The organism is Burkholderia savannae (assembly GCF_001524445.2).
In the GTDB taxonomy this organism is placed as follows: Bacteria; Pseudomonadota; Gammaproteobacteria; order Burkholderiales; family Burkholderiaceae; genus Burkholderia; species Burkholderia savannae.
Genome location: NZ_CP013417.1, coordinates 4,008,132 through 4,032,427 on the forward strand (window position 1 = coordinate 4,008,132; position 24,296 = coordinate 4,032,427).

Consider the following 24,296-nt stretch of genomic DNA (forward strand, 5'->3'; position numbering starts at 1 on the left):
CCACAAGGCTCAGGCCGACTCCGGCATCGTGGCGAAGACAAACGCGACTGCGATGCCGCCCCCCTCGTTCGCCGCCGCCTCCCTCGTCAATTCACTTGAAACATTACAAGAAAATCTATATAAATGAATTCTAAGTAATCACCTTTCGCTTTCCGGCCAAGAAATCTCCCCATGACGCAACCCACCGCGAAACATCTGATCCTCGATTTGCTGGTCGCGAAGGACGGCGAGCCGCTGCAGGTGCGCGAAGCGATCATCGCGTGCCGGCTGTTCGGCCTCACCGAGAACAGCGTGCGCGTCGCGCTCGCGCGGCTCGCGGCCGAGTCGCTCGTCGAAGGCGCCGAGCGCGGCAGCTACCGGCTCGGGCCGTCGGCCGTCGAGCTCTCCGAGGAGCTGACCGCGTGGCGCACCGTCGAATCGCGGCTGCGCCGCTGGAGCGGCGCGTATCTGATGGTGTCGTGCATCTCGCTCGGACGCGTCGATCGCACCGCGCTCGCGCGCCGCGAGCGCGCGCTCGAGATGCTCGGCTTCCGCGAATGGGACAAGAGCCTGTACATGCGCCCGGACAACGTCGAAGGCAACGTCGACGCCGTGCGCCGGCGGCTGACGAAGCTCGGCGTCGAGCCGTCGGCGGCGGTGTTCGTCGCAATGGGCTTCGACGCCGAGCAGGAAGCGCGCATCCGCGCGCTGTGGGACGGCGAGGCGCTGTCGGATACATATCGCACGCTCGGCGCGCAGCTCGAAGACTGGCTCGCGCGCGCACCGGAGCTCGATCTCGACGTCGCCGCGCGCGAGGCGTTCCTGCTCGGCGGCAAGGCGATCCGGCAAGTCGTGTTCGATCCGCTGCTGCCCGAGCCGTTCGTCGACGTCGCCGCGCGCGCCGCGTTCATCGAATGCGCGCGGCGCTACGTCGCGGCAGGCCACCGGGTCTGGCGCGCGCTCCTCGACAGCGAGCATCCGTCCGCGCCGGGCGCGGCGCGCGCCGCCGTGGCCGGCCATCTGCACTAGCGCGACGCATTGGGGGAGACATCGACATGACCGACAGAATCCGCATCCGCGACCTCTTCACCCGCGACGAGATCCGTTCGCTGACCGCACGCTCGAACCGGCGCGGCGCATGGGCGGTCGGCTCGACGTGGGCGGTGATCGCGCTCGCGTTCGCGGGCCTCGCCTACGCGCGCGCGCATTTCCCGCCGTGGGGCTTCGCGCTGGCGCTCGCGGTCGGCATGACGATTCTCGCCGGACGCCAGCTCTGTCTCGGCATCCTCCAGCACGACGCCGCGCACGGCACGCTGTTTCGCACGCGTTGGGCGAACGATGTGCTCGTCGACTGGCTGTGCGCGCGCCCGATCTGGAACGAGCTGCGCAAGTACCGCCCGTATCACCTGACTCACCACGCGACGACGTCGTCGAGCGCCGATCCGGATCTGTCGCTCGTCGCGGGCCTGCCGACGACGCGCGCGTCGCTCGCGCGCAAGTTCCTGCGCGACGTTTCCGGCGTGACGGGCGTCAAGTTCCTGATCGGCCGCGCGCTGATGGACGCGGGCGTGCTCGAGTGGTCGCTGACGAACGACATCCGGCGCGTGCCGCAGGCAGGCCGCCGCTGGCGGGACTATCCGCTCGCGTTCTTCCGCGCCGCGGCCGGCATGCTGATCACGAACGGCATCCTGCTCGGCGCGCTGTGGGCGAGCGGCCATCCGTGGCTGTACGGCGTGTGGGTGCTCGCGTACGTGACGCCGTTTCCGCTGTTCATCCGCATCCGTTCGATGGCCGAGCATGCGTGCCTCGAAACGGGCGACGATCCGCTGCGCAACACGCGCACGACGCACGCCGGCTGGCTCGCGCGCGCGACCGTCGCGCCGATTCGCGTGAACTACCACGTCGAGCATCACCTGATGGCGTCGGTGCCGTACTTCCGGCTGCCGAAGATGCACCGGATGCTGCGCGAGCGCGGCTGCGTCGCGCGGCCGCCGTCGTATTGGCAGGTGATGAAGGCCGTCAGCGGAAAGCCGCCGGCGGCCTGAGTTTTTCGAGCTTCGGCCCCGCGTCGGATGACGAGCGTCCGCCGTGGGATGAAACTTGCGGGCCCGGCGGCGCGTCGTGGTAATAAAGTACGGCACGGCGCCGGCGGCGGCTCGTTCCTGATGCCGCTCATTACACGGCGCGGTGTCCCGGCTCCGGCATCGCGGGCTCTCGCACGTCGTTCGACGTCGGACGACCGAGTTGCGGCGTTCATCAAGCCGGTACCGCTCGCCGCGCTCGTCGCGCTCGTCGTCTTGCTCGCTCACGTTCTCCCGCCGTCGATGCGACGGAGCAGATGCCGCGTCACGATCCGAGCTATCGAACCGTGGCGTTTTTCTGCAATGCAAGTGAGCGATGGGCCAGACGCCACCGCATTCGATGCAGCACACAGAACAGCTTCAATCCGAACGAGAAAGCCTGCCCGCAACCAGTGGACAATTTGGGGATAAACCACCACTCAGACTGTGCACCTCAAAAGTTGTTCTTCACGGTGCGCGACAATTCATTGCCTGTACAGATGGTTGGCCGATCGACAGGGCATTGATGCGAAAGGCATCTTGGCGCTTATCCACAGAAGACCACAGCCTTTATTGACTATTACTACATATGTATACAAACAAAATACAAAAACACAGACGGTAATGCATATGTCCGACGGCACAGAAAAAGATGCTCCGCCGCCGAGCGCTTATGCGAAGCGGCGATCATCCCGAATCCGTCGAACGCCCATCGCCGCACAGCCGGCGAGCATCCCTGCAGGCGGCACTTTTTCACAACCGCTCGAAGTCTCCGAGCACCGATTTCTTCAGGGGACAAAAAAGGGCGCTCGAAACCCGGCCGAACGCCCTTGTCATTTCCACAGCCACGGCCTGACCGAATCGCCGAGCCTCAGCTCACCCGCTCCCGCTCGAGCTTCGCCGACACCGCATCGATCCGCCGCCGCACGTACCGCACGAGCGCGCGCCATGTGACCCGCGTGAGCCAGATGCACACGAGCAGCCCGACGATCCCGATCGGCAGCATCGCGAGCCCGTAGCCGAACGCGATGCCGCCGAGCGCGAATCCCGTCGGCGCGGCGACGCTGACGTGCTGCTTGCCGTTGTCGACAGTGATCCGGCCGCCGACGATCGACACCGAGTTCTCGCCGTTCGTCACCGACAGGTGCATGCCGCCGTGGCCGTCCGGCGTCATCTGCACGTTGCCGCCCGCGATGCCCGGAACGTTCAGGCCCGGCGCCGACGCCCCCGTGTTCGCGACCGTCATCTGATCGCCGCTCGCGCTCTTCAGATCGAGCGCGATCACGTCGGCGCGCGCGATGCTGAGCGTGTCGTCCTTGCCCGCCGCGAGCAGCTCGCGCGCGCCGTCGCCCATCGCGTCGATCGACAGCTTGCCGTCCTGCTTGCGCGCGTCTATCACGCCCTTGCGCGTGACGATCGACACGCGGCTGCCGTCGTGCAGGTCGAGCACGTAGCGCTCGCCGTCGACGCGCAGCTCCTTCGCGTCGTTCAGCGCATCGGCGGCCGCGGCGCTCGCGCTTTGCGCATCCTTCTCGATCTTGCCGCCTTGCGCCTGCTTGCCGCCCGGCGCGCCCTTGCCGGCCGCGGCGCCCGCGACGTCGGCCTGCCCCGCGCCGCCGCCGAACGGCAGCACGCCCGGCACAGGCGTGCCGAACACGTAATGGCTGCCGAACGCGACGAGCGTGACGAGGCCCGCCACCGTCAGCGCGCCGAAGAACACGTAGCCCGTCGTCAGCACGAGCATGTACAGCAGGAACGGCACGAGCAGGATCACGTGCAGCAGCCCGAGCCCGGCGATCGAGCCGACGACGCGCATCAGATTGCCGAACGAGCGCCGCTCCTCCCATTGCCGGAAGTTCGCCTGCGCCTTCAGCTCTCGGGCGAGTTTCTCCGGATCGCCGAGCGCGGCGATCACGTCTTCCTCCGCGCGCCCGGCCGCGAGCGCGTCGCCGATGTATTCGCGGTAATCGGCGACGATCTCGTCGACTTCCCGCTTCGGCAGGCTGTCGAGCGCCTGCCGCAACCGCTGGATGAATGCGTCCTGCTTCATTGCCGCTCCTCTCCGTGCGCCGGCGTGCGGTGCAGCGCCAGCACACCGTTGACTTCGTCGACGAAACTTCGCCACTCGTCCTCCATCTGCCGCAGGCTCGCGCGCCCGGCGTCGGTGATCGAGTAGTACTTGCGCGGCGGCCCCGACGTCGATTCGACGAGGTAGGTCGTGACCCACGCCTCGGCCTGCAAGCGCCGCATCAGCGGATAGATCGTGCCTTCGCTGATCTCCATCGTTTCGGCGAGGGTCGACACGAGCTCGTACGCGTAGCTGTCGCGCCGCGCCAGCACGGCGAGCACGCACATGTCGAGCGTGCCTTTCTTCAACTGGGTCTTCATTCCATTCCGCCGGCGTAGTGTGCGTTGCAAGGTACCCTGTTATGTTCTGCCGCGGTCCGTTATGTGGCGTGCTGTGAACATGGGCGGACTATAGCAGCCGGTATCGGTCAATGCAAGGTACTGTTTTATGCACGACGGGTATCACAAAGCGCGATGTGACACCCAAAGCAGGTTCAACGCCGGAATCCCAGAAAAATGCGTCGTTCCACATTGTGAACATCAATCAGCTCGTTGCTTGACGTGACGAGCAGCCAAGAGTTTGCTGCGTCCGCTTGGACTCCGACCCATCGCCTTACCTTATACGCAAGTCTGCCAACCGCACCCCGCAGGCCGGAACAAACCGTCGTCGGACAATGAGATAAACCGGGGCCCGTAAACTTTCGGCACGCTGCGTTTACTCCCGCTTGTTGCGTGAACGTCTTGGCCCTGAAAGCAGAAACCAAATTTGCTGACCTCGCTCCTGGTGAAGCGCGCCTGAACAAGCGAGCGAGGACATTGACGGAACGATCGGCGGCCAAGCCGACGGCTGGCGTGCCTCAGGCGTGTCGGGCTGGGGCAAGACGACGGTGGCGTACCGCTTCTTCGATAACGGCGAGGCCGAGTGAGGCGCAATTCTGGAGCCGCACTGGCCGGCAAGCCGCGGGGCTTTGGCCACTGTCTTACGCGATACCACGCGGAATGTATTTGCGTCCGACCCATGTGGCGACTCGACAGGGAAGCCCTTGTAGTACGGAAACGTCCGATTCTCGATCACCCAAATGAAACTCCGCATATATCGGAAATTTCTTAGTGAGGTTTGCGTAAAGCATTGATTTCAATGAACCGCGACACTGGGGAAGCGATTTATGCAGCACATTCCTAGAGCATCCACTGATTTATCGGCATTACAAATGCTTGACACACCGATTACATATAATGCAATGTGAAGCTGCGTGTAGCCTCTCAATTGAAAAACGAGGAAGCACGCGTCACCTGCCCTAAATTCAGTTTCGTTAAAAAGGAGCATCAATATGGCGATTTCCTTGGAAAACATAACGAGAATTCATGAATTGACCGCTGGCGAGGTCGAGCCGATCGTAGCCAACGTCAAATACGCGCAGCGTAACGACGCCGAGGTAGCGCCGGTTGTAGCGAATGTGAAATACGCACAGCGCAATGACGTCGAGGTAGAGCCGGTTGTGGCCAATGTCAAGTATGCGCAGCGTAACGATGAAGAAGTAATGGCTGTCGCCGAGGCTGTCTGAACGGCGCGGTAATGCTCATGCATTGCTGAATCCGCCTCTTGAGCAAGGGGCCTTGGCCTCTTGCTCACTTGTCCATGCTTCTCTGAACGGAGAATCGAATATGGTCGCATTGTTGTCGCCGCAATTTGTGAAAGAATTATGGGGTAAGCAAGCGACGGAGCTGGCCATATCGCATATCCCATTCAATGATAGAGATGTGCTGGGTGCGCTCAAGGAATATGCGGTGTGCGCGAACGACATTCGATCGCGCAACGCTCAGTCGGAAGTCATAACCGCTTTCAACGGAAAGCGCACGTCGGAGCCGCGCTCCGATTTCCTTGTGCTTCCCACCGATAACACGCTCGAGGATTATGTATCGAGAATCGGGTGTCTTGCCGGCGACGACGAATGGACGGTCATGTACTACGGGCTGCATGCGGCAAGCCCCATCATCTGGGATGTCGCAAAAGCCTTTTCTGACCAACTCGCCCTGTCAATAGGCTATCGGCCTGGCGGCCGCGTCGATATTGACTGCTTTATCGGGCGATATTCATCCACCTATATCGGAATCCATGTGGATCATGCGCACAATTTCGGGTTCACCTTGCGCGATGGGAAAACGATGTTTACCTGGCCCGGAACCCGCTCGGATCTCGTTGGCGTGCGATTTCCAGACTATGAATCATTCAAGTCAGAAGGCATTCCGCTCGAGAACAAGACGAACCGAGTAACCTATTTCCCTGAGGACTGGCTTCACGTTGCCGAAACAAAATCCGACGTTTCAGTTAACGTGAATATCGCTTTTTGGGAAACCGGCAACGATTCTCAGCAAAACGCGAACTACGTGAAGGGCCTGCTGCGGGCGCCCAATCGTACCCGCCATGATGTGCGCTCCTCAGGCATCGCGAGCCTGAACCCTGATGATGAGCTTCTGCTTTCATCCCTGAAGGCCTTGCTTGACGGCGCGTCTCTGAAAAGACGCATGATGATTTCTCAACTCATCTCGGACACCAGCAGCCGCCTGAATGTCGGCCGTCCAATCGTCGAAGTCGAAGAACTGGACGATGTCATCGCCCTCAACGCCGTCAGCACCCTGCACTGGATGCCAATATTGCAGGAGGGGGAGGTCCTGGTCGCGGCCAACGGTCACTGCGGCAGCTTCAGATACAGCCACGCATTGCATGACTTTCTGAATTGCCTGTCCGCCGGTCAGCAAGTGAACATTTTGGATTTATCGAGCGGGAAAGACAGGCTGCTTAATGACGATCTCCTGAGTGTCGCCGCATCGCTGGCGCGGTGGGGAGCGCTTTGATGGGCATCCGAGGTCGATGGGCGCTCGTTTTTATTTGTATCTCCCTGTCGTTTGGCAGCTTCGCCGACGAAGCAGCGCAAGTGACCTTTGCCCTGAGACTGGCCGACAACACTTCCTCGGTATCGATATTGCTCGCCGCCGGTCTCATCGGAGGCATTCTTTCCGGCCCAATCGCACCCATGATCCTCCGGCGGATCGGGCCTCGCAAAACGATTCCCGCGGTATTTCTTCTTCAGTCGGTTCTGATCGCGGCCGCGTCCTTGGCCAATCAATTCTGGAGCTACGTCGTCGTGTCAATGGCGCTCGGGTCCACGGGGTCCCTTCAGTGGGCGGCAATCATGGTCGCCATTCCAAGCTACACAAACAACGAGCGGCACATCGATCGCGTCAACCGGATTACGCAATCGGTGCGGAACATGGGTTACGTGGGCGGCCCGGCTCTCGGCGGGCTGCTGTACGGCATGGCCCAGCGTTCGCGGGGGCTGCTGCTGCTGGCACTGTTGGTGTTGGTCGCCGCGCCTGTCACCGCGCTGTGTTTCAAGATGCTGGATTCTTCCAGTCAAAAATCGGATCGGGCGCCCACGCAGGAAAAGCAGAAGGGGCGACTCGACCTGCCTGATCTCTTTCGCACAGCCGGCGTGATCCGTGCGGTCGCCCCGTTGTTGATGACGGTCGTGCTGACATCCACGCTCAATGTGCTGTTGATATTTCGAATTCGCACCGAGCTGCAGTTCAGTGCCGAGATCTACGGATTCGTTATCAGCGCGTTGAGTGTGGGGCTGATCGTCGGTCCCGTGGTTTTTTCCGGGATGTTGGCGAGATTCGGCGATGCCGCCGGCGCCTCGATTGCCGCCAGTATTATCGGCTTCGGCATTTTATGGCTCGCATTGAGCGACGCGGCATGGATCATCATGTGCGCCACGTTTCTGATCGGATCGGCAAACGGCATCCAGAACACGCTCACGGCAAGTTTCATGATGAAGGCGATTGATCCGCAGCGGCGTATCAACCTAATGCCGGCCTATATATTTTGCATCCAGACTTCGGTATTTCTCGGCTTCCTGAGCGCCGGCATGATCAGCACGGCACACGTGAGCACGGCTCTCGTGGCTGTTGGAATCGCAACGGCGATCATCGGCGCATGCGGCTTCGCGTGGAATGTCAAAAACCGACCAAGCATGGTTACAAAAGGAGCGTAGTGATGGATGGTATAGGGCGCTTCGGATCGAAGCCAAACGATACGAAATCAATCAAACTGCAAGCCCCTTTGGATCGCATCGTGACATCGGGCATAGCGGATCTCAGAGTCAGCCATTACTATTTCGACGAGCCGTTATTCGACGAATATGAATTGACGACCGTCCGTGCGACATGGGATTTTTCCGCCGCGGAATCCATTGTCCGGGATGGATACAATATTCTCGATCTAGGCTGCGGCGATGGCCGGCTGCTCCTGCACCTCGCTGAAAAATTCTCGCTGAAGGAGAGCTTTGGCATCGACATCTCTCCGGTCGCCATCGATCGCTTCAATGCGTCCATCCATCACAGCCACGTTCACGCGCTCCAGGGCGACATATTTGATCTGCCGACGCTGATCACACAACGGCGCTTCGACGTCGTGACGTTTGGCGATGCGACCGTCAATTTCATTCTGGACGACGATAAGCTCGAAGTGCTGTTGCGCAGCGCGAAGGCACGGTTGCGCGACGCCGGATCGAGGATCATGGTCGCCGTATTCGGTGACGGAACGCCCGAGCGTCTTTCGTTCATGGACAAACGATGCACAGTGGTGCCGTTTCGGCGCAGCAACGGGGAAGCCGCGCTCATCTGGTGGGCCTACAAATACGACAGCGACAAGCTGATCATGCATCGATCGGTCTTCGCGCAATCGGGACGGAATGAAAACGGGAATATCGAAGGAGTCGTATGCGATCTTCGAGACCGGATGTGGACGCCGTCGACACTCGTCCCCATCGCGGAGGCCAGCGGCCTCACGGTCGAAAAAGTGATCGCATCCGAAGTGCAGGACGGGACGGCCGTGGGCATGGCAACGGCAATTGTCATACTGAAATCGGCTTGAACCACCATGAGAACAGATCCGATTCGACCCAACTTTTATCAGGGTACGGGGGGATATGCCTGGCAGCTCGCCGAATATCTCCAGGGCGACCAGGCTGACGGAAATGGCAGCTACACGCTCAGCAAGTCGATGCCGCCGGAATTGCGAAACCCGCTCGCAACCTGTCCTGAATGCCTGGCTCCGGACCGCTCGGTCAGATGGTCCAAGTCAGTGCGCATTACTCGCAATACGCCTCGGCTTGTCGGTGCGCGGGGGATTCGATCATCGCTTGTCGTGGTTGCAAGTGCGCAGGCGTTTGGAGGGTTTCGCCATGAAGACATTCACGCGCTCGCGGAAGGGACAACAGTGGGCGCGCTGCCGAGCATGGAAATCAATGGCGCAGTGCATGAAGCGGCCACGCTATTGGTCGCACTATATCGACATGGGTTCATCGAGACTGACCAGGAGTTCCCGGCATCTCCTCCGGTCCGCTATATGATCGAACCCACCTGCATCGTTGCCGACGCCCCCGGGATCGGACGCGTTGCCATCAATCAGCTCAATGGTCGAACCATTCGATTGAGCGAAGCTTCTCGAGATATCTTCTCCCTGGGCAAGCTTTTGAACGAGATACCGAAATCACTGCACCCGAACATCATCCACTTTGCGGAAGCCGGCATGTTGCGATTGATTTCTGGAGGGAACGCCCATGCACATGATTAGGCCCGGAATGGGCACCGAGAACAGCGCCAGTCTGATCTCGGCGCTCATCCGCATGACCCGCCCCGCAACGGTGGTCGAGATAGGTGCCGGCGACAGCACGATTTTCATCGCGAAGGCGCTCCAGCAGACGCGGCAGGATTGGCAACACGACAAAGATTTACTGGATGCCTCGACATGGCAGGAGCGCAGCGCACTTCTGGACCCGACTGGAATTCCCGATATCTATCAGCCCAGGCTGATCACCATTGACGACTTCACGGCCGAAGGTTCGTCGGCCGAAGAAGCATGGGATGCATTGAAGGATCACGATGTCGACAGGAGCCTCGTTACGTTCGTCAAAAGCAACTTCTACGCACTCGACGACGCCACCATCGCTTCATGGGGAGCGATAGACATCGCGTGGATCGATGCGGGCACGCCGGCCGACGATGTTCGCTTCGTCGCAGCGCTCTGGGAACACATCGCCCCTGGTGGATACCTGTGCCTGCACGAGCCAACCATGTTGACCACCGTCAGCATGGAGGGCGCACAACGCGTTCGCCGAGTCAGAACGCCGATCTGGGAAGAGCTGTTTCGCAGGCTGGACGATTCATTCGAGCTGGTAACACTGCCGGAGTTGCACAAATACCGCCAGAGTGGGTTGGGTATCGTCCGGAAGCGTCAACAAAATGAACGCGCGCTCCGTTCTCAGCCGCTGCAGTCAGAGCTTGTCGAATTGGGGGAAATTCCAATTCGTAGCAGCTATTTGCCGATTGGCGAGGAGGCGTTGAGCCAGCGTCTTCGCAAAGACGCCATTATTGCCGCGATGACGTCGCGCGAAACACGCTCCGTTTATGCTGCGATCGCCCTCGGCGCCAGTAGCATTGCCGACATCGTGGAGAAAGCCGGCATCGATACGAAGGCTGTCAGCAAAATCGTGACCCGGTTGCTGAGCATCGGCCTTATTCAGCGAGATGAGAGTGGATTTTCGGATGTCGACGCCGTGTGGGAAGAGATTGCCGATCGGCAGCGTCGTAGCGTTGACGATTTGAGCGATAGACAGCTGGAATCGGATCTCACCATCGAAAAGATCGCGACGGCTTTCGCCCCGGATACCCAATACACCGAATCGGAGATATCCAAAATCTGTCAGTTGTTCACAACCGATTACGCCCGGCTGAGGCGATATCTTGTCGATCGCGGCGTGCTGCAACGTCAAGATAACGTATATCGACGAGTTCTATCGCAATAAGGCGGATGGCATTCAACTGATTGCTGGTTTCGTGAGTTGCCCGAATCGGTTTGCGAGTCGCACTGGGGCTGGATTTCCGGCCATGCCTCATTGCGCCCCTCAGGTGGCCCGATTACGCCGCCCCCGAGCTGGCTCGGTAACGACGCCCGCTGACACCAACGCCTTCGCCAGTTCAATGCCGAGTGCGTCCTGCCGAATGCGCAGGCTCGAGCACCACGAGCAGGAAGCACAGCAGCATTGGCCTACCGGATTTTGAGGCTCGAAAGCTTCGCATTCAGGGCGATCAGGGTAAAGAGCGCAAGCATCAGCGGGGTTTGCATCGATGTGTCGAAGCGCACCTCCAGACTGCTTCTCCGCGCAATTCAGCCGGCGCGAGCGCGACGACGAGCCCGAAGACGACAGGTTCGGGGATCGTTAGGCCCGCAGCAACCCGCACGCGCGACCAGCCGCTGGCCAAACAGAAGAACGGGAGGCGCCACCACGAGCATTTCGAAAGTATCGACGTGCATGGGAGATGAACGGATGGTTTAGTGATGATTCACGATCACGGAAGACGACGAGCCGGAGACTGAAAATCCCGGGCAAAGACGTGTGAATAGGGGGAAGCCCAAGCATGCCGTGACACACAATTGGGCAGAGACCTGAGGACCGGTGCCGGCTGCTCGCATCCGGCGGCGCTTTTCCCAAACAGCTACCGATGAATACAGCAGTGCTGCAGCCGTATCCACCGATGGCCACCGCACGCCCGTTCGGCAAGGCACGCGACCTCCGGTGCGATCCGACGACCGGGCCATCTGATGCCGGCCGCCGCCTTCGGGCCGCCTGACGATCCAACTCCAGTTGCGGGATAAGTTCGGTAAGGGACGGCCCAGCCGCTGGCCTCCCGATCAAGGCGCGCGAATCGCCATCATAAGTGTGAGATATAAGGGTCGCGAAGTTCCGGGGGATTTATGGATATAAGGGACCCAATCGGTCAATGCCTATCCGAGTTGCCGGGCCCGCTTTACATCGTCGGTATGCAAGTAAATCGACGTGGTCAAAATCGATGCGTGACGCAGGGATCTCACACGGCGCTCAGCTCGACGCCCTTCGCAATCGCGTGGGTTGCATGATGGCCAACTCGATCATCTTCTACAACTCGGGCATTCCGTGGCGGCTACTGACTAAATCGAAAGCCGGCGGCACCATCGCGGCACTGGCGCGGCTCACGCATATATCGTCGGCGGCCTGGCGGCAAATTCTGCTGAACGGCCATTACACCTTTCAAAGCAACAACAAAATCGACCTGGACGCGCTCGTAGAGGGGCCGGAATTGATGGAAATTTCCGGAGTTCCGGCGTAGAACCTCAAAAGGGACGGACCGTGCCTGCGATGTGTGCGCAAGACCGCGCAACGTGCGCGTCGCCGGCGTCTTCCGCTTAGAACGCAGTTTGAATTGACCGACAGCGCACACGGCGCACGCGTCGGCCGATTTAGCCGATAGTGGCAGCCTGTCCATCCATTCGACCAAGCGAGAAGCGACATATGTCGGCGGCAAACCACAACGGCTCGACGGAATTCGACTACATCGTGATCGGCGGCGGCTCTGCCGGCTGCGTCGTCACGCACCGGCTCGTCAAGGCCGGGCATCGCGTGCTGCTGCTCGAAGCCGGCCCGCCCGACAATTCGTTCTTCGTCCACACGCCCGCGACCTTCGTGCGCGTGATCGGCACGAAACGGACCTGGGTCTACGAGACCGAGCCGCAAGCGCACGCGGCCGGCCGCCGGATGTACGTGCCGCAGGGCCGCACGCTCGGCGGCGGCAGTTCGGTAAACGCGATGGTCTACATCCGCGGCACGCCCGCCGATTACGACGGCTGGCGCGACGCCGGCTGCGACGGCTGGGGCTGGGACGACGTGCTGCCGTTCTTTCGGCGCGCCGAGCACAATCACCGGCTCGCGGGGCCGCTGCACGGCGTCGACGGGCCGCTGCACGTGAGCGACACGCGCTTTCGGCATCCGCTCAGCCACGCGTTCGTCCAGGGCGCGCAAGAGTTCGGACTGCCGTACAACGACGACTTCAACGGCGCGTCGCAGGCGGGCGCCGGCTTCTATCAGACGACGACGTTCGAAGGCCGGCGCGGCAGCACCGCCGCAACGTATCTCGCCGCCGTCAAGCGCGATCCGCTGCTGACGATCGAAACCGATGCGTTCGTCACGCGCATCGTGTTCGAGAACGGCGCGGCCGTCGGCGTGCGTTACCACGCGCGCGACGGCGAAGAGCGGATCGTGCGCGCGCGCTCGGAGATCGTGCTGTGCGCGGGCGCGCTCGCGAGCCCGAAGCTCCTGATGCTGTCGGGCGTCGGCCCGGCGGATCAACTGCTGCAGCACGGCATTCCGGTCGTGCACGATTCGACCGAGGTCGGGCTCAACTTCCAGGACCATCTCGAAGTGTCGCTGTACGGGCGCGCGCGCGAGCCGATCAGCCTCGCGGGACAGGACCGTGGGCTCAACGCGCTGCGTCACGGCATCCAGTACACGATGTTTCATACGGGGCTCCTCACGTCGAACGTCGTCGAAAGCGGCGGCTTCGTCGACACCGCGAACGGCGGCCGTCCGGACGTGCAGTTCCACGTGCTGCCCGTGCTCGTCGGCGACGTCGGCCGCGAGCCGCTCGCGGGCCACGGGATCTCGATCAATCCGTGCTTCCTGCGGCCGAAGTCGCGCGGCACGGTGCGCCTGCGCAGCGCCGATCCGCACGCGCCAATTCTCTTCGACGGCAATTTCCTCAGTCATCCGGACGATTTCGCGGCGCTCATGCGCGGCCTGTTGCTCGCGCGCGAGATCATGCGGATGCCGTCGATGTCGAAGGCGATCGCGGGCGAGATGCTGCCGAGCAACGGCGGCCGCGTCGATCTCGACGCTTACGTGCGCTCGCACGCGAAGACCGTCTATCACCCGTCCGGCACGTGCCGGATGGGCGGCGATCCGGCTTCCGTCGTCGATGCGCAGTTGCGCGTGCGCGGCGTCGGCGGGCTGCGGATCTGCGACGCGTCGGTGATGCCGTCGCTCGTGTCCGGCAACACGAATGCGCCGACGATCATGATCGCCGAGCGCTGCGCGGAATTCATGCTGTCGCCGGCCGCCGTATCGAACGTGCGCGCCGCCGCGGGCGCGCCGCAAGCCGCGCCGCTGCCCGCGGCGCATCTGCGGTGAGCACGGCGCACGCGTTGTTACGTTGCGCCGTCGTGCCGTCACGATCGCGCATTCACACTCAATCGAAGGAGACGTCAGTCATGCACACGTTCAACGACAAAGTCGCGTTGATCACGGGCGGCGGCACCGGCATCGGCGCCGCCGTCGCACGCAAGTTTGTCGAAGCGGGCGGCAAGGCGGTGCTGGTCGGCCGCCGCCGCGAGCCGCTCGAAGCCGTCGCCGAACCGCTCGGCGGCGCCGCGATCGCCGTCGCGGGCGATGCCGCCGACGCGCGCGACGTGCAACGCGCGCTCGACGAGGCGCGCGCGGCGTTCGGGCGCGTCGACGTGCTCGTCGCGAACGCAGGCGGCCACGGCGTCGGCAGCGCGCTCGACACCGACGACGCATCGTGGGCGCAATCGACGCGCGTGAACCTCGACACCGCGTTCGTCTGCGCGCGCGAGCTGCTGCCCGAGCTGATCGAGCGGCGCGGCAACATCGTGATCCTGTCGTCGCTCGCCGGACATTTCGCAGGCCCGAACGTCATCGGCTACGTGACGACGAAGCATGCGCTGATCGGCCTCACGCGCTCGCTCGCGCGCGACTACGGCCGCGCCGGCGTGCGCGTGAACGCGGTGTGTCCGGGCTGGGTGCGCACCGCGATGGCCGACGAGCAGATGGACGCGCTGCGCGACGCGCACGGACTCGCGACGCGCGAGGACGCGTACCGGCTCGTCACGCGCGACGTGCCGCTCGGCCGCCCGGCGGAGCCCGACGAAGTCGCCGACACGGTGCTGTATCTCGCGTCGCCGTATGCGTCGATGATCACGGGCACGTCGCTCCTCGTCGACGGCGGCGCATCGGCCGTCGATCTGCCGACGATCGAATTCGCACGCTGAGCGCGGCCACGCGCAAGAACACCTTTTTCGAGGACCGAACCGATGAGCGACACACCGCAGGACTGGAAGAACTACGAAGACTTCGCAGCCGGCATCGACACGAACCGGCTGCCCGCGACGCAGGCGCTCGCCGGCCGCACGCTGACGTTCGAGCTGCCGAGCGGCGCGTTCGCCGCGAATTTCGTCGACGGCCACACGCTCTCGTGGCGACGCGGCGATGCGGGCGACACCGACTGGTACGAAGCGATCGAAGTCGCGCCCGACACGTTCTTCGTCGACGTCACGTTCAAGAGCCGGCCGGCCGAGGCGCTGACGCTCGTGTTCAATACCGCGACGCGGCGCGCGCTCGGCATCCTGTCGCGCATCCGCAGCCGTGACGAAGCAGGCGCGGAGCCGCGCGTCGCGCAGGATTTCCTGGTCGGCGCGCTCGCGGGCGGCGAGGCCGAGACGGCCAAGGCGGGCGTGTCGGGCGTCGCGCCCGCGCAAACGCGCGACCTGATCGGCACGCGCACGCTGAACGTCTACAGCCCGAACCATACATACGAACACACGTACCTGAGCTCGACGCGCTACTGCTGGCAATGTCTCGTCGGCGAGCAGCGCGGCCACGGCGACGTCGATCTCGCGACGACCTACAAGTTCGCCGACGATCTCTATGTATTCACATTCCGGGAATTCCTGATTCCGGTCGCGTCGGTATTCGTGTTCAACTTCGCGGCCGGCCGCTCGACGGGCAAATTCCTCGGCGAGACGGGCGACGGCGCGATCTCGAACCAGCCGGCCGGCTCGTTCATCCGCAAACTGTCGCAGACCGTCTATCCGGACGATGCGCAACCTGTCTGAGGAGCACACGATGCGTACCCCTTATCAAATCGTCGCCGATCACTACGCGGCATCCGACCGGCGCGATCCCGCCGCGATGATGGCCGACATCGCGCCCTCGATCGAATGGACCGAGATGGCGGGCTTTCCGTGCGCGGGCACGTACCGCAGCGCGGACGAGATCGTCAGCAACGTGTTCCGGCGCCTAGGCGAAGAGTGGGACGGCTACACGTTCAAGCTCGACGCGCTGCACGACGCGGGCGACACCGTGATCGGCATCGGCCGCTACTCGGGCACCTACAAGCGCACCGGCAAATCGTTCGAGTGCCGCGTCGCGCACGTCTGGCGCGTCGAGGCGGGCAAGATCGTGCGCTTCGAGCAGTTCACCGACACGCTGCTCGTGGCGCGGGCGATGCAGCCGTGAACGCGCATTCGCGCTTCCGTTCAACCGTTCCGTTTTGCATGAGATCTTCATGAACCTGGCCGCTCTCTCGACACAGCATCAACGCCAATCCGGCTTTCTCGCCCGCCGCCAATTCGGCAACTGGATCGACGGCGGCGCAGCCGAGCCGCGCTCGGGCCGCTATCTGCCCGTGGTCGATCCCGCGACCGAAATGACGATCGCCGAGGTCGCCGCGAGCGACGCACGCGACGTCGACGCGGCCGTCGCCGCCGCGCGCCGCGCGTTCGATTCGGGCGACTGGCCGCGGATGCGGCCCGCGAGCCGCGAGAAGCTGCTTCATCAGCTCGCCGAACTGATCGAGCGGCACGCGGACGAGCTCGCCGCGCTCGAGACGCTCGAGACCGGCAAGCTCGTCGGCGTCGCGCGCGCGATCGACGTGCTGGGCGGCGCCGAATACGTGCGCTACATGGCGGGCTGGGCGACGAAAATCGAAGGCTCGACGCTCGACACGTCGATCGCGGTGCCCGCCGACACCGAGTATTTCGCGTACACGCGCCGCGAAGCGGTGGGCGTCGTCGGCGCGATCGTGCCGTGGAATTTCCCGCTCGCGATCGCGTTGTGGAAAGTCGCGACGGCGCTCGCGTGCGGCTGCACGGTGGTGCTGAAGCCCTCCGAGGAAACGCCGCTCACTGCGCTGCGCCTCGGCGAGCTCGCGCAGCAGGCGGGGCTGCCCGACGGCGTGCTGAACATCGTGACGGGCACGGGCGCCGAGGCGGGCGCGGCGCTCGTCGCGCATCCGGGCGTCGACAAGATCACGTTCACGGGCTCGGTCGGCGTCGGCCGAGCGATCGGCCACGCGGCCGTCGACCGGATGGCGCGCTTCACGCTCGAGCTCGGCGGCAAGTCACCGCTCATCGTCTTCGACGACACCGATCCCGACGTTGCCGCGCGGGGCGCCGCGCAAGGAATTTTCTTCAACCAGGGGCAAGTCTGCACGGCGGGCTCGCGCGTGTACGTGCAGAAGCGCCACTTCGAGCGCGTCGTTGCCGGCATTGCCGCGGCGGCCGAATCGATGAAGGTCGGCTCGGGCTTCGATCCGCACACGCAGATCGGCCCGCTCGTGTCGAAGCGGCACTTCGAGCGCGTGCTCGGCCACGTCGACGCGGCGAAGGAAGAGGGCGCGACGCTCGTCACGGGCGGCGCACGCGCGCTCGACGGCGGCTATTTCGTGAAGCCGACGGTATTCGTCGACGCGGCGCCCTCGATGCGGATCGTGCGCGAGGAAGTGTTCGGTCCGGTCGTCACGGTCACGCCGTTCGACACGGTCGACGACGCGGTGCGGCTCGCGAACGACACCGATTTCGGGCTCGCGGCGAGCGTGTGGTCGCAGAACCTGTCGCTCGTGCATCGCGTCGTGCCGCGCCTGAAGGCGGGCATCGTCTGGGTCAACACGCACAACATGCTCGACAACAACCTGCCGTTCGGCGGATTCAAGCAATCGGGCTACGGGCGCGAACTCGGCCGCGCGGCGCTCGAGCAGTTCACCGAGCTCAAGTCAGTCTGCATCGCGCATTGACGGGCGAACCGGCGCGAACCGGCGCGCGCCGCGAAGCGGCCGAGCGCCGGCGAAGCACCGAAGCATTGACGCATTGCAGCACCGACGTATCGAAGCGACACCCGAGCAACACCGGAGCATCCACGCAGCACCCGAGGGCGCGGCCCGCACGCGGAGCCGCGCCCCACGACAACACCAGGAGACACGATGAAGCCGCTTTTCCCCAACATGAAGCGCACGCTCGTCGGCGCGTGCATCGGCGCCGCCGGCCTCTTCGCGCAGCACGCGGCGTTCGCGCAGAGCTGCGGGCTCGCGAACGGCAAGCCCGCGGCCGGCGCGCCGATTCCGATCGGCGCGATCGTCGGCAAGACCGGCCCCGACGATTTCAGCTCGTCGGTGCGGGCGGCCGCCGCGTATTTCAAGTGCGTGAACGCGAACGGCGGGATCAACGGCCGGCCGGTCCAATACCTCGTCGAAGACGATCAGTGGAATCCGGAAACGGCGTCGCAGGTCGCGTCTAAGCTCGTGCGCGATCGCAAGGTGCTCGCGCTCGCGGGCAACGCGAGCTTCGTCGAATGCGGCGCGAACGCGAAGTTCTACGAGCAGGAGAACGTGATCGCGATCGCGGGCGTCGGCGTGCCGCGCGAATGCTATTTCGCGCGCAACTACGTGCCGCTCAACATGGGGCCGCGCCTGTCGATGACGGAAGCCGCGCTGTACGCGAAGCAGCAGTACAAGGCGACGCGGATGGTCTGCATCGCGCCGAACATTCCGAGCCTCGGCGCGTGGTCGTGCGAAGGGCCGGCGTTGTGGGGCAAGCAGAATGGCGTGAGCGTCGACACGATCGTGATGGACCCCGATTCCGCCGATCCGACCTCGGTCGTGCTGCAGGCGGCGTCGAAGAATCCGCAGGCGATCCTGCTCGGGCTGCCGAAGGGGCTGATGGTGCCGATCCTGTCGGCCGCCGAGCAGCAGAACCTCGGCCGGCGGATTCATTTCGTGTCGGCGGCGTCCGGCTACGACCTCGGCGTGCCGAAGGCGATCGGCCCGTACTGGAAGGGCAACTTCGACGTGAATCTCGAATTCCAGCCGCTCGACGCGCCAACGCCCGACAACCAGAACTGGCTCGCGGTGATGAACAAGTACGGCGACAAGAAGGACCCGCGCGACACGTTCTCGCAGGCGGGCTATCTCGCCGCGCGGCTCGTGACCGACACGCTGCTGAAGCTGCCCGCGAACCAGCTCGACCGCGCGCACGTGACGGCCGCGCTGCGCCAGGTGAAGGACTTCCGCAGCGACATCCTGTGCGGCCCGTTCTATGTCGGCGCGGGCGACCGGCACAACGCGAACAACGCGGGCCGCATGGCGCAATCGACGGGCTCGGGCTGGAAGACGGCATCGGCCTGCCAGGCGGTCGACGATCCGCAACTCGCCGACATCCGCGCGGCCGAAAAGAAGATGCACTGACGACATGAACGCAATCGACTTCGTTCCGTATCTGATCTCCGGGCTCGGCGTCGGCGCGGTCTACGCGCTGTCGGGCGTCGGTCTCGTCGTGCTGTATCGCGCATCGGGCGTGCTGAACTTCGCGTTCGGCGCGACGGGCGCGCTCGGCGCCTACGTCGCGGCCGCGTGCCTCGACGCGGACTATCCGCAGACGCTCGCGTGGGGCGCGGCGATCGCCGCGTCGACCGCGGCGTCGCTCGTCTACGGCCTCGTGCTCGCGCCGCGCCTCGCCGGGCGCGAGCGCGTCGTGCGCAGCGTCGCGACGCTCGGCTTCGCGCTCGTCCTGCTCGGCTTCTGCGAGTGGTATTGGGGCGACACGCCGCGCCGCCTCGTGCTGCCGACCGACAGCGAAGCGCTCGACTTCGGCGACGTCCGCTTCACGTACACGCGCATCGTCGGCCTCGCGCTCGCATTCGCGATGATGGCGGCGATCGGCGTCGTGCTCGCGCGCACGCGGCTGGGGCTTCAGATGCGCGCGCTGTCGAACAACCGGCACCTGAGCGGCCTGCTCGGCATTCGCGTGCTGCGCGTCGACGTCGCCGCGTGGGTGATCTCCGGCGTGTTCGCGGGCATCACGGGCCTGTTGCTCGCGAACCTCGTGCGCCTGCAGGCGGCGGTGCTCACGTTCCTCGTGATCCCGGCGTTCGCCGCGGCGATCGTCGGCCGCCTCGCGTCGCTGCCCGCGACGGTCGCGGCCGGCATCGCGATCGGCCTCGCCGAGGCGCTCGCGATCACCGTGCCCGGCTTCGCGCCCTACCGCAGCGCGACGCCGTTCCTGATCGCGCTCGTCGCGATGCTCTTCATCGGCTCCAAATCGATCGGCCACGCCGCGAACGAATCATGAAAACGCCTCTCGCCTTTGCCGAGCCGCCGCGCCGCGCGGCCGCACGCGTCCGACCGCGCGGCGCGCGCATCCCGCTCGCCGCGACGCTCGGCACGCTCGCCGCGATCGCGCTCGTCGTGCCCGCCGTCGCCGACGCGTACTGGATCAAGACGCTGACGTCCGCGCTGACGATCAGCATCGCCGCCGCCGGCGTTGCGCTGCTGTATCGGCAGCTCGGGCTCGTGTGCCTGTCGCAGCATGCGCTGCTCGGCGTCGGCGGCTGGGTCGCGCTCAGGCTCGCGCATCTCGGCGTGCCGTTCGAGCTTTGCATGATCGCGGGCGCCGTGGGCGGCAGCGCGATCGGCATGATCGCCGGGCTGCCCGCTTTGCGCCTGCGCGGCCTCTATCTCGCGCTCGTCACGCTGATGATGGCGGGCGGGTTTCAGGTCGTCGTGTCCGCGATCGGCTTCCCGGACGGCGGCGACGGCTTCACCGGCCATCTATCGTTCGGCGCGCGGCAGATGATGGCGCGGCCGCTCTTTGGTCAGAGCGACGCCGCGTATTTCCGCTACGTCGCCGCGTGGGCCGCGCTCGCGTTCGCGCTGATCGAGCTGCATCGCCGCTCGAAAGCGGGGCGCTCGTGGGCGCTGATCCGGCGCGGCGAGACGACCGCGCTCGCGGCGGGCGTGAACGTCGTCCTCTATCAAACGTGGGCGTTCGGGCTCGCGGGGCTGCTCGCCGGGCTGTCGGGCGGCTTGCTCGCCGGCACAGTCGGCCAGCTCGACGGGCGCGCGTTCGCCGCGTCCGAATCGGTGCTGCTGTTCGCGCTGTCGGTCGTGGGCGGCGTCTATCACTGGTTCGGTGCGCTGATCACCGGGCTCCTGCTGCGCGCGGTGCCCGCGCTCCTGACCGATTTCGGGGTGAACGGCTATCTCGCGATGATCTTCTTCGGCGCCGCGCTGCTGCATGCGCTGATCACCGCGCCCGCCGGCATCGCCGGGCAGCTTGCCGGGCTCGCGTCGCGGATCGCGCACGCGTTGCGCCCCCGCGACGGAGGCGCGCGATGATCGAAATCTCGAACCTGACCGTGCAGTTCGGCGGCACGCGCGTGATCGACGCGCTGGACGCGACGCTCGACGCGCCAATCTGCGGGCTGATCGGCCCGAACGGCGCGGGCAAGACGACGCTGCTCAACGTGCTGAGCGGCTTTCTGCGGCCGCGCGCGGGCAGCGTCGCGCTCGACGGCCGCGCGCTGCTCGCGCTCTCCGTCACCGAGCGCGTGCGCGCGGGCGTGCGGCGGACGTTCCAGACCGAACAGATCGTCGAGGACCTGAGCGTCCACGACAACGTGCTCGCGCTCGCCGAGCACGTGATGCCGGCGCTCGCCGCGTGCGACGACACCGTGCGCGCGCTCGAGCTCGTCGGCCTCGCCGACGTCGCGCACGTGCCGGGCGCGGCGCTCAACCTGTATCAGCGCCGGATGCTCGAGCTCGGCAAGGCGCTCGTCGGCGAGCCGCGCCTGCTGCTGCTCGACGAGCCGGGCGCGGGCCTGAACGAAGCCGAAGCCGCGCGGCTGCGCGACGTGATCGTTCGCATTCCCGAACTCGTCGGCGCGCAGGTGCTGCTGATCGATCACGACGTGGACCTGATCGACGCCGTGTGCGAACAGACGCTCGTGCTCGATTTCGGCAAGCGGCTCGCGCTCGGGCCGACGCGCGCGGTGCTCGACGATCCGCTCGTGCGCAGCGCGTATCTCGGCAAGGCATTCGATGAGCATGAGGCCTGAAGCGAGGCGGCGAACCGGTGGGCGCGCGTTGCGGAAAACGTCGCGCGTGATCGCGAACGCGAGCGGCACAAGGCCGGTTTGCGGTTCGCCGCCCGATCGCGCCGCGCCGCGGCGACACGCGACCGGGCAACTCGAAAAGACGCGCGGCGTCGCGCAACCGGCCGGTCCGCGCTCGACGCACGCGCCACGCCTGACGCGCAACGCGCTTTACCGCCCCGCGGCATTCGCGGCATTACGCGAGCCCGCGCGGCCGCACGCATGCGGCGCGGCACGCGCGCCGCATCTCAATTGACAAGGAGTCCGACGATCATGCAGCTCGAAGTGAAAGACCTCGTCGTCCATCGCGCGAACAAACCCGTGCTGCACGGCGTGTCGCTCACGGTCGCGCCCGGGCGGGTGACGGCGCTCGTCGGCGCGAACGGCGCCGGCAAATCGACGCTCGTGATGAGCGTCGCGGGCGCGCTGCCCGCGACGTCCGGCGACGTGCTGCTCGACGGCGCGCCGCTCGGCGCGCTGCGGCCCGAGGCGGTGCGACGTCGCGGGATCGCGGTCGTGCCGGAAGGGCATCGCGTGCTCGGCGAGCTGTCGGTTCGCGACAACCTGCGCGCCGCCGGCGCGTTCCTGTCTGCGCGGCGGCTCGACGACGCGATCGAACGCGTGCTCGCGATCTTCCCGGAACTGAAGCCGAAGCTCGATGCACGCAGCAACGATCTGTCGGGCGGCCAGAAACAGATGGTGTGCGTGTCGCAGGCGCTGATCGGCGAACCGCATACGCTCCTCATCGACGAGCTGTCGCTCGGCCTCGCGCCTGCCGTCACGGCGCGCCTCGCGCGGACCGTCGCGCAGATCGCGAAAGAGGGCGTGGCGGTGCTGCTGATCGAGCAGTTCACGACGATCGCGCTCGCGCTCGCGACCGACGCCTACGTGCTCGAGCGCGGCCGCGTCGCATTCGCCGGCAGCGCGCAGACGCTGCGCGAGCGGCCGGAGATTCTGCACGGCAGCTATCTTGCATCGAAGGGAAGCGGCGCGAACGCGGCCTGACGCATCGAAACAGGCGCGTCGCCCGGCGCGAAGCGAGCGGGCCGGGCGACAGCCGACGGCGTGCCGCCCGTGCGGCTCAGGGCGACGCGCGCCGCCGCACGAACTCGCGCGGCGTCATGCCGTAACGCTGCTTGAAGCTGCGGCAGAAGTGCGCGCTGCTGCTGAAACCCCAACTGAACGCGATTTCGGAAATGGCGGGCTTCGCCGCGCGTGCGTTGTCGAGCGCCTCCTTGCAGCGCTCGAGCCGGTTCGACCAGATGTAGCGGTCGATCGTCACGCCTTCCTCCTCGAAGATCCGGTGCAGATAGCGCTTCGAGCAGCGCAGCTCGCGCGCGATCCGGTCGATCGACAGATCGGCGTCGGCGAGGTGGCCCTGGATGTATTGCTTGACGCGCATCCGCAGCACGGTGGGCAGCGTGACGTGCTCGCCCTGCGCATCGCGCTGCGCGCTCAGCGTCGACACGATCAGGCCGAGAATCGTCTCCGACAGCGCGGTGCCCGTCGTGCCGGGCAGCGACGGCAATTGTTCGGACAACGATACGAGAAACGACGACAGTAGCGAGAACAGCCCCTTGAGTTCGAATTCGCGCGCATCGGACGTGTGCAGATCGGGCACCGCGAAGCCGCCTAGCTGCTTGCGCGGGATCTGGATCGCGAGCTGCTCGACGTGCGTCAGGTTCGCGATGCTGTACGGCACGCGCGGATCGTACAGGCTCCAGTCGCCCGTGCGAAGCCGGAACACCTTGCCGCGCTGCTCGATTTCGCTCACGCCGCTCAGTTGCAGGATCAGCTTGAAGTAGTCGGAGCCGTGATCGTGCAGCGCCGCGACCGGGCGCACGATCCGGTGCGCGGGCGCGGCGATCGTGAACACCCGCATCGGGCCGATCTCGTACTGGCTGAGCTGCGCGTCGAATGCGTCGTCGTCGCAGCACGCGTCGAGTCCGCCGAAGTACTGCGTGACGACGCGGCCCCACGCGCGGCCGCGAAACGCGGGCGATTCGCCCGCCGTCGTGAAGAATCTGCCGTTCACCATGCGCTCCTTGCGAGTACACGTCCAGCCGGACCCGTGCCGGGGCATCCTGTCTGCCCGAATATAGTTAGCATATTAAATATTCGGCGCGAACTGAATCCGGTTTACTCCGGAACGCGAATTCCGCCGCCCGAGCGACGATTTTGACGCGGTGACTGCGGAGTTATGTGCGCTGGTTCACATAAGCCGTCGCGCGAAGCCTATGCGGGCGGAAGAGACCGATGCGGGGAGGGGGCGCGGCACGCGTCGCGCGTGCGGGCCTGCGGGCTTGCGGCCGGGCCG

22 protein-coding genes and 2 pseudogenes are annotated in these 24,296 nt (G+C 65.0%); 19 read left to right on the forward strand and 5 right to left on the reverse strand.

Translation table 11 applies throughout. The features are described from left to right. Positions 1–171 precede the first annotated feature (171 nt). A complete protein-coding gene (locus tag WS78_RS19635; RefSeq protein WP_038749948.1) occupies positions 172–1,008 on the forward strand; it encodes a PaaX family transcriptional regulator C-terminal domain-containing protein in 837 nt (278 codons plus the stop codon). Between the two features lie 26 nt (positions 1,009–1,034). Next, on the forward strand, positions 1,035–2,024 hold the full coding sequence (locus WS78_RS19640) for a fatty acid desaturase family protein (RefSeq protein WP_059577821.1): 990 nt from the start codon (positions 1,035–1,037) through the stop codon (positions 2,022–2,024). 886 nt (positions 2,025–2,910) lie between these two features. Here WS78_RS19640 and WS78_RS19645 read toward each other — a convergent pair. Together WS78_RS19645 and WS78_RS19650 are read right to left on the reverse strand one after the other, a co-directional pair. After that, the gene (locus WS78_RS19645; protein ID WP_059577825.1) at positions 2,911–4,089 is read right to left on the reverse strand and encodes a DUF1700 domain-containing protein; all 1,179 of its coding nucleotides are present in this window, start codon (positions 4,087–4,089) and stop codon (positions 2,911–2,913) included. Then, positions 4,086–4,427, reverse strand: a complete 342-nt coding sequence (locus tag WS78_RS19650; RefSeq protein ID WP_038749955.1) for a PadR family transcriptional regulator — start codon at positions 4,425–4,427, stop codon at positions 4,086–4,088. The genes WS78_RS19645 and WS78_RS19650 overlap by 4 nt, the downstream gene beginning before the upstream one ends. Positions 4,428–5,437: 1,010 nt before the next feature. On the opposite strand from WS78_RS19650, the gene WS78_RS19655 reads away from it, so the two are divergent. The 6 genes from WS78_RS19655 (at position 5,438) to WS78_RS19680 (ending at position 10,975) form a co-directional block, all read left to right on the forward strand. Further along, complete coding sequence (locus tag WS78_RS19655; RefSeq protein WP_038749958.1) at positions 5,438–5,671, forward strand: hypothetical protein; 234 nt, start codon at positions 5,438–5,440, stop codon at positions 5,669–5,671. Positions 5,672–5,771: 100 nt separating this feature from the next. Continuing rightward, entirely contained in the window at positions 5,772–6,962 is a 1,191-nt protein-coding gene (locus WS78_RS19660) for a hypothetical protein (protein ID WP_038749960.1), read from the forward strand. Next, a complete protein-coding gene (locus WS78_RS19665; RefSeq protein WP_059577830.1) occupies positions 6,962–8,161 on the forward strand; it encodes an MFS transporter in 1,200 nt (399 codons plus the stop codon). The genes WS78_RS19660 and WS78_RS19665 overlap by 1 nt, the downstream gene beginning before the upstream one ends. Before the next feature lie 2 nt (positions 8,162–8,163). Next, the gene (locus tag WS78_RS19670; RefSeq protein WP_226377174.1) at positions 8,164–9,042 is read left to right on the forward strand and encodes a class I SAM-dependent methyltransferase; all 879 of its coding nucleotides are present in this window, start codon (positions 8,164–8,166) and stop codon (positions 9,040–9,042) included. Positions 9,043–9,048: 6 nt separating this feature from the next. Continuing rightward, positions 9,049–9,744: a hypothetical protein gene (locus tag WS78_RS37680; protein WP_226377175.1), complete on the forward strand. Its 696-nt coding sequence runs from the start codon at positions 9,049–9,051 to the stop codon at positions 9,742–9,744. A 7-nt stretch (positions 9,745–9,751) separates the two neighbouring features. Then, positions 9,752–10,975 carry a DUF2087 domain-containing protein gene (locus WS78_RS19680; protein ID WP_082717619.1) on the forward strand — a complete coding sequence of 408 codons (1,224 nt, stop codon included), beginning with the start codon at positions 9,752–9,754 and terminating at the stop codon, positions 10,973–10,975. Between the two features lie 242 nt (positions 10,976–11,217). On the opposite strand, the gene WS78_RS38365 is transcribed toward WS78_RS19680, so the two are convergent. Then, entirely contained in the window at positions 11,218–11,295 is a 78-nt protein-coding gene (locus tag WS78_RS38365) for a hypothetical protein (RefSeq protein WP_394335882.1), read from the reverse strand. A 660-nt stretch (positions 11,296–11,955) separates the two neighbouring features. Continuing rightward, positions 11,956–12,086 (reverse strand): annotated as a pseudogene (locus WS78_RS37685) (site-specific integrase); the annotation flags it as partial. Positions 12,087–12,089: 3 nt separating this feature from the next. Between WS78_RS37685 and WS78_RS19690 the strand changes: the two are divergent. From WS78_RS19690 to WS78_RS19745, 11 genes and pseudogenes are all read left to right on the forward strand, one after another. Further along, positions 12,090–12,317, forward strand: a pseudogene (locus WS78_RS19690) (hypothetical protein); the annotation flags it as partial. 182 nt (positions 12,318–12,499) lie between these two features. Beyond that, complete coding sequence (locus WS78_RS19695) at positions 12,500–14,170, forward strand: GMC family oxidoreductase (protein ID WP_059577845.1); 1,671 nt, start codon at positions 12,500–12,502, stop codon at positions 14,168–14,170. A gap of 80 nt (positions 14,171–14,250) precedes the next feature. After that, positions 14,251–15,048, forward strand: a complete 798-nt coding sequence (locus WS78_RS19700; protein ID WP_038749974.1) for an SDR family NAD(P)-dependent oxidoreductase — start codon at positions 14,251–14,253, stop codon at positions 15,046–15,048. Between the two features lie 42 nt (positions 15,049–15,090). Next, positions 15,091–15,891 (forward strand): molybdenum cofactor biosynthesis F family protein, encoded by an 801-nt coding sequence (locus WS78_RS19705; RefSeq protein WP_038749977.1) that lies wholly within the window; start codon positions 15,091–15,093, stop codon positions 15,889–15,891. Positions 15,892–15,901: 10 nt separating this feature from the next. Beyond that, positions 15,902–16,294, forward strand: a complete 393-nt coding sequence (locus WS78_RS19710; RefSeq protein ID WP_038750219.1) for a nuclear transport factor 2 family protein — start codon at positions 15,902–15,904, stop codon at positions 16,292–16,294. Positions 16,295–16,343: 49 nt separating this feature from the next. Next, entirely contained in the window at positions 16,344–17,849 is a 1,506-nt protein-coding gene (locus tag WS78_RS19715) for an aldehyde dehydrogenase family protein (protein WP_059578124.1), read from the forward strand. Positions 17,850–18,035: 186 nt separating this feature from the next. After that, a complete protein-coding gene (locus tag WS78_RS19720; protein ID WP_038749980.1) occupies positions 18,036–19,295 on the forward strand; it encodes an ABC transporter substrate-binding protein in 1,260 nt (419 codons plus the stop codon). A gap of 4 nt (positions 19,296–19,299) precedes the next feature. Continuing rightward, positions 19,300–20,178: a branched-chain amino acid ABC transporter permease gene (locus WS78_RS19725; RefSeq protein ID WP_038749983.1), complete on the forward strand. Its 879-nt coding sequence runs from the start codon at positions 19,300–19,302 to the stop codon at positions 20,176–20,178. Beyond that, positions 20,175–21,224 carry a branched-chain amino acid ABC transporter permease gene (locus WS78_RS19730; RefSeq protein ID WP_038749985.1) on the forward strand — a complete coding sequence of 350 codons (1,050 nt, stop codon included), beginning with the start codon at positions 20,175–20,177 and terminating at the stop codon, positions 21,222–21,224. Before WS78_RS19725 ends, WS78_RS19730 begins: the two co-directional genes overlap by 4 nt. Further along, positions 21,221–21,943, forward strand: coding sequence for an ABC transporter ATP-binding protein (locus WS78_RS19735; protein WP_059577848.1), 723 nt, complete (start codon positions 21,221–21,223; stop codon positions 21,941–21,943). Before WS78_RS19730 ends, WS78_RS19735 begins: the two co-directional genes overlap by 4 nt. A gap of 309 nt (positions 21,944–22,252) precedes the next feature. Then, positions 22,253–22,984, forward strand: coding sequence for an ABC transporter ATP-binding protein (locus WS78_RS19745; RefSeq protein ID WP_038749994.1), 732 nt, complete (start codon positions 22,253–22,255; stop codon positions 22,982–22,984). A 76-nt stretch (positions 22,985–23,060) separates the two neighbouring features. Here the strand turns inward: WS78_RS19745 and WS78_RS19750 are convergent, their stop codons facing one another. Beyond that, positions 23,061–24,017 carry an AraC-like ligand-binding domain-containing protein gene (locus WS78_RS19750; RefSeq protein ID WP_059577856.1) on the reverse strand — a complete coding sequence of 319 codons (957 nt, stop codon included), beginning with the start codon at positions 24,015–24,017 and terminating at the stop codon, positions 23,061–23,063. Between the last annotated feature and the right edge of the window lie 279 nt (positions 24,018–24,296).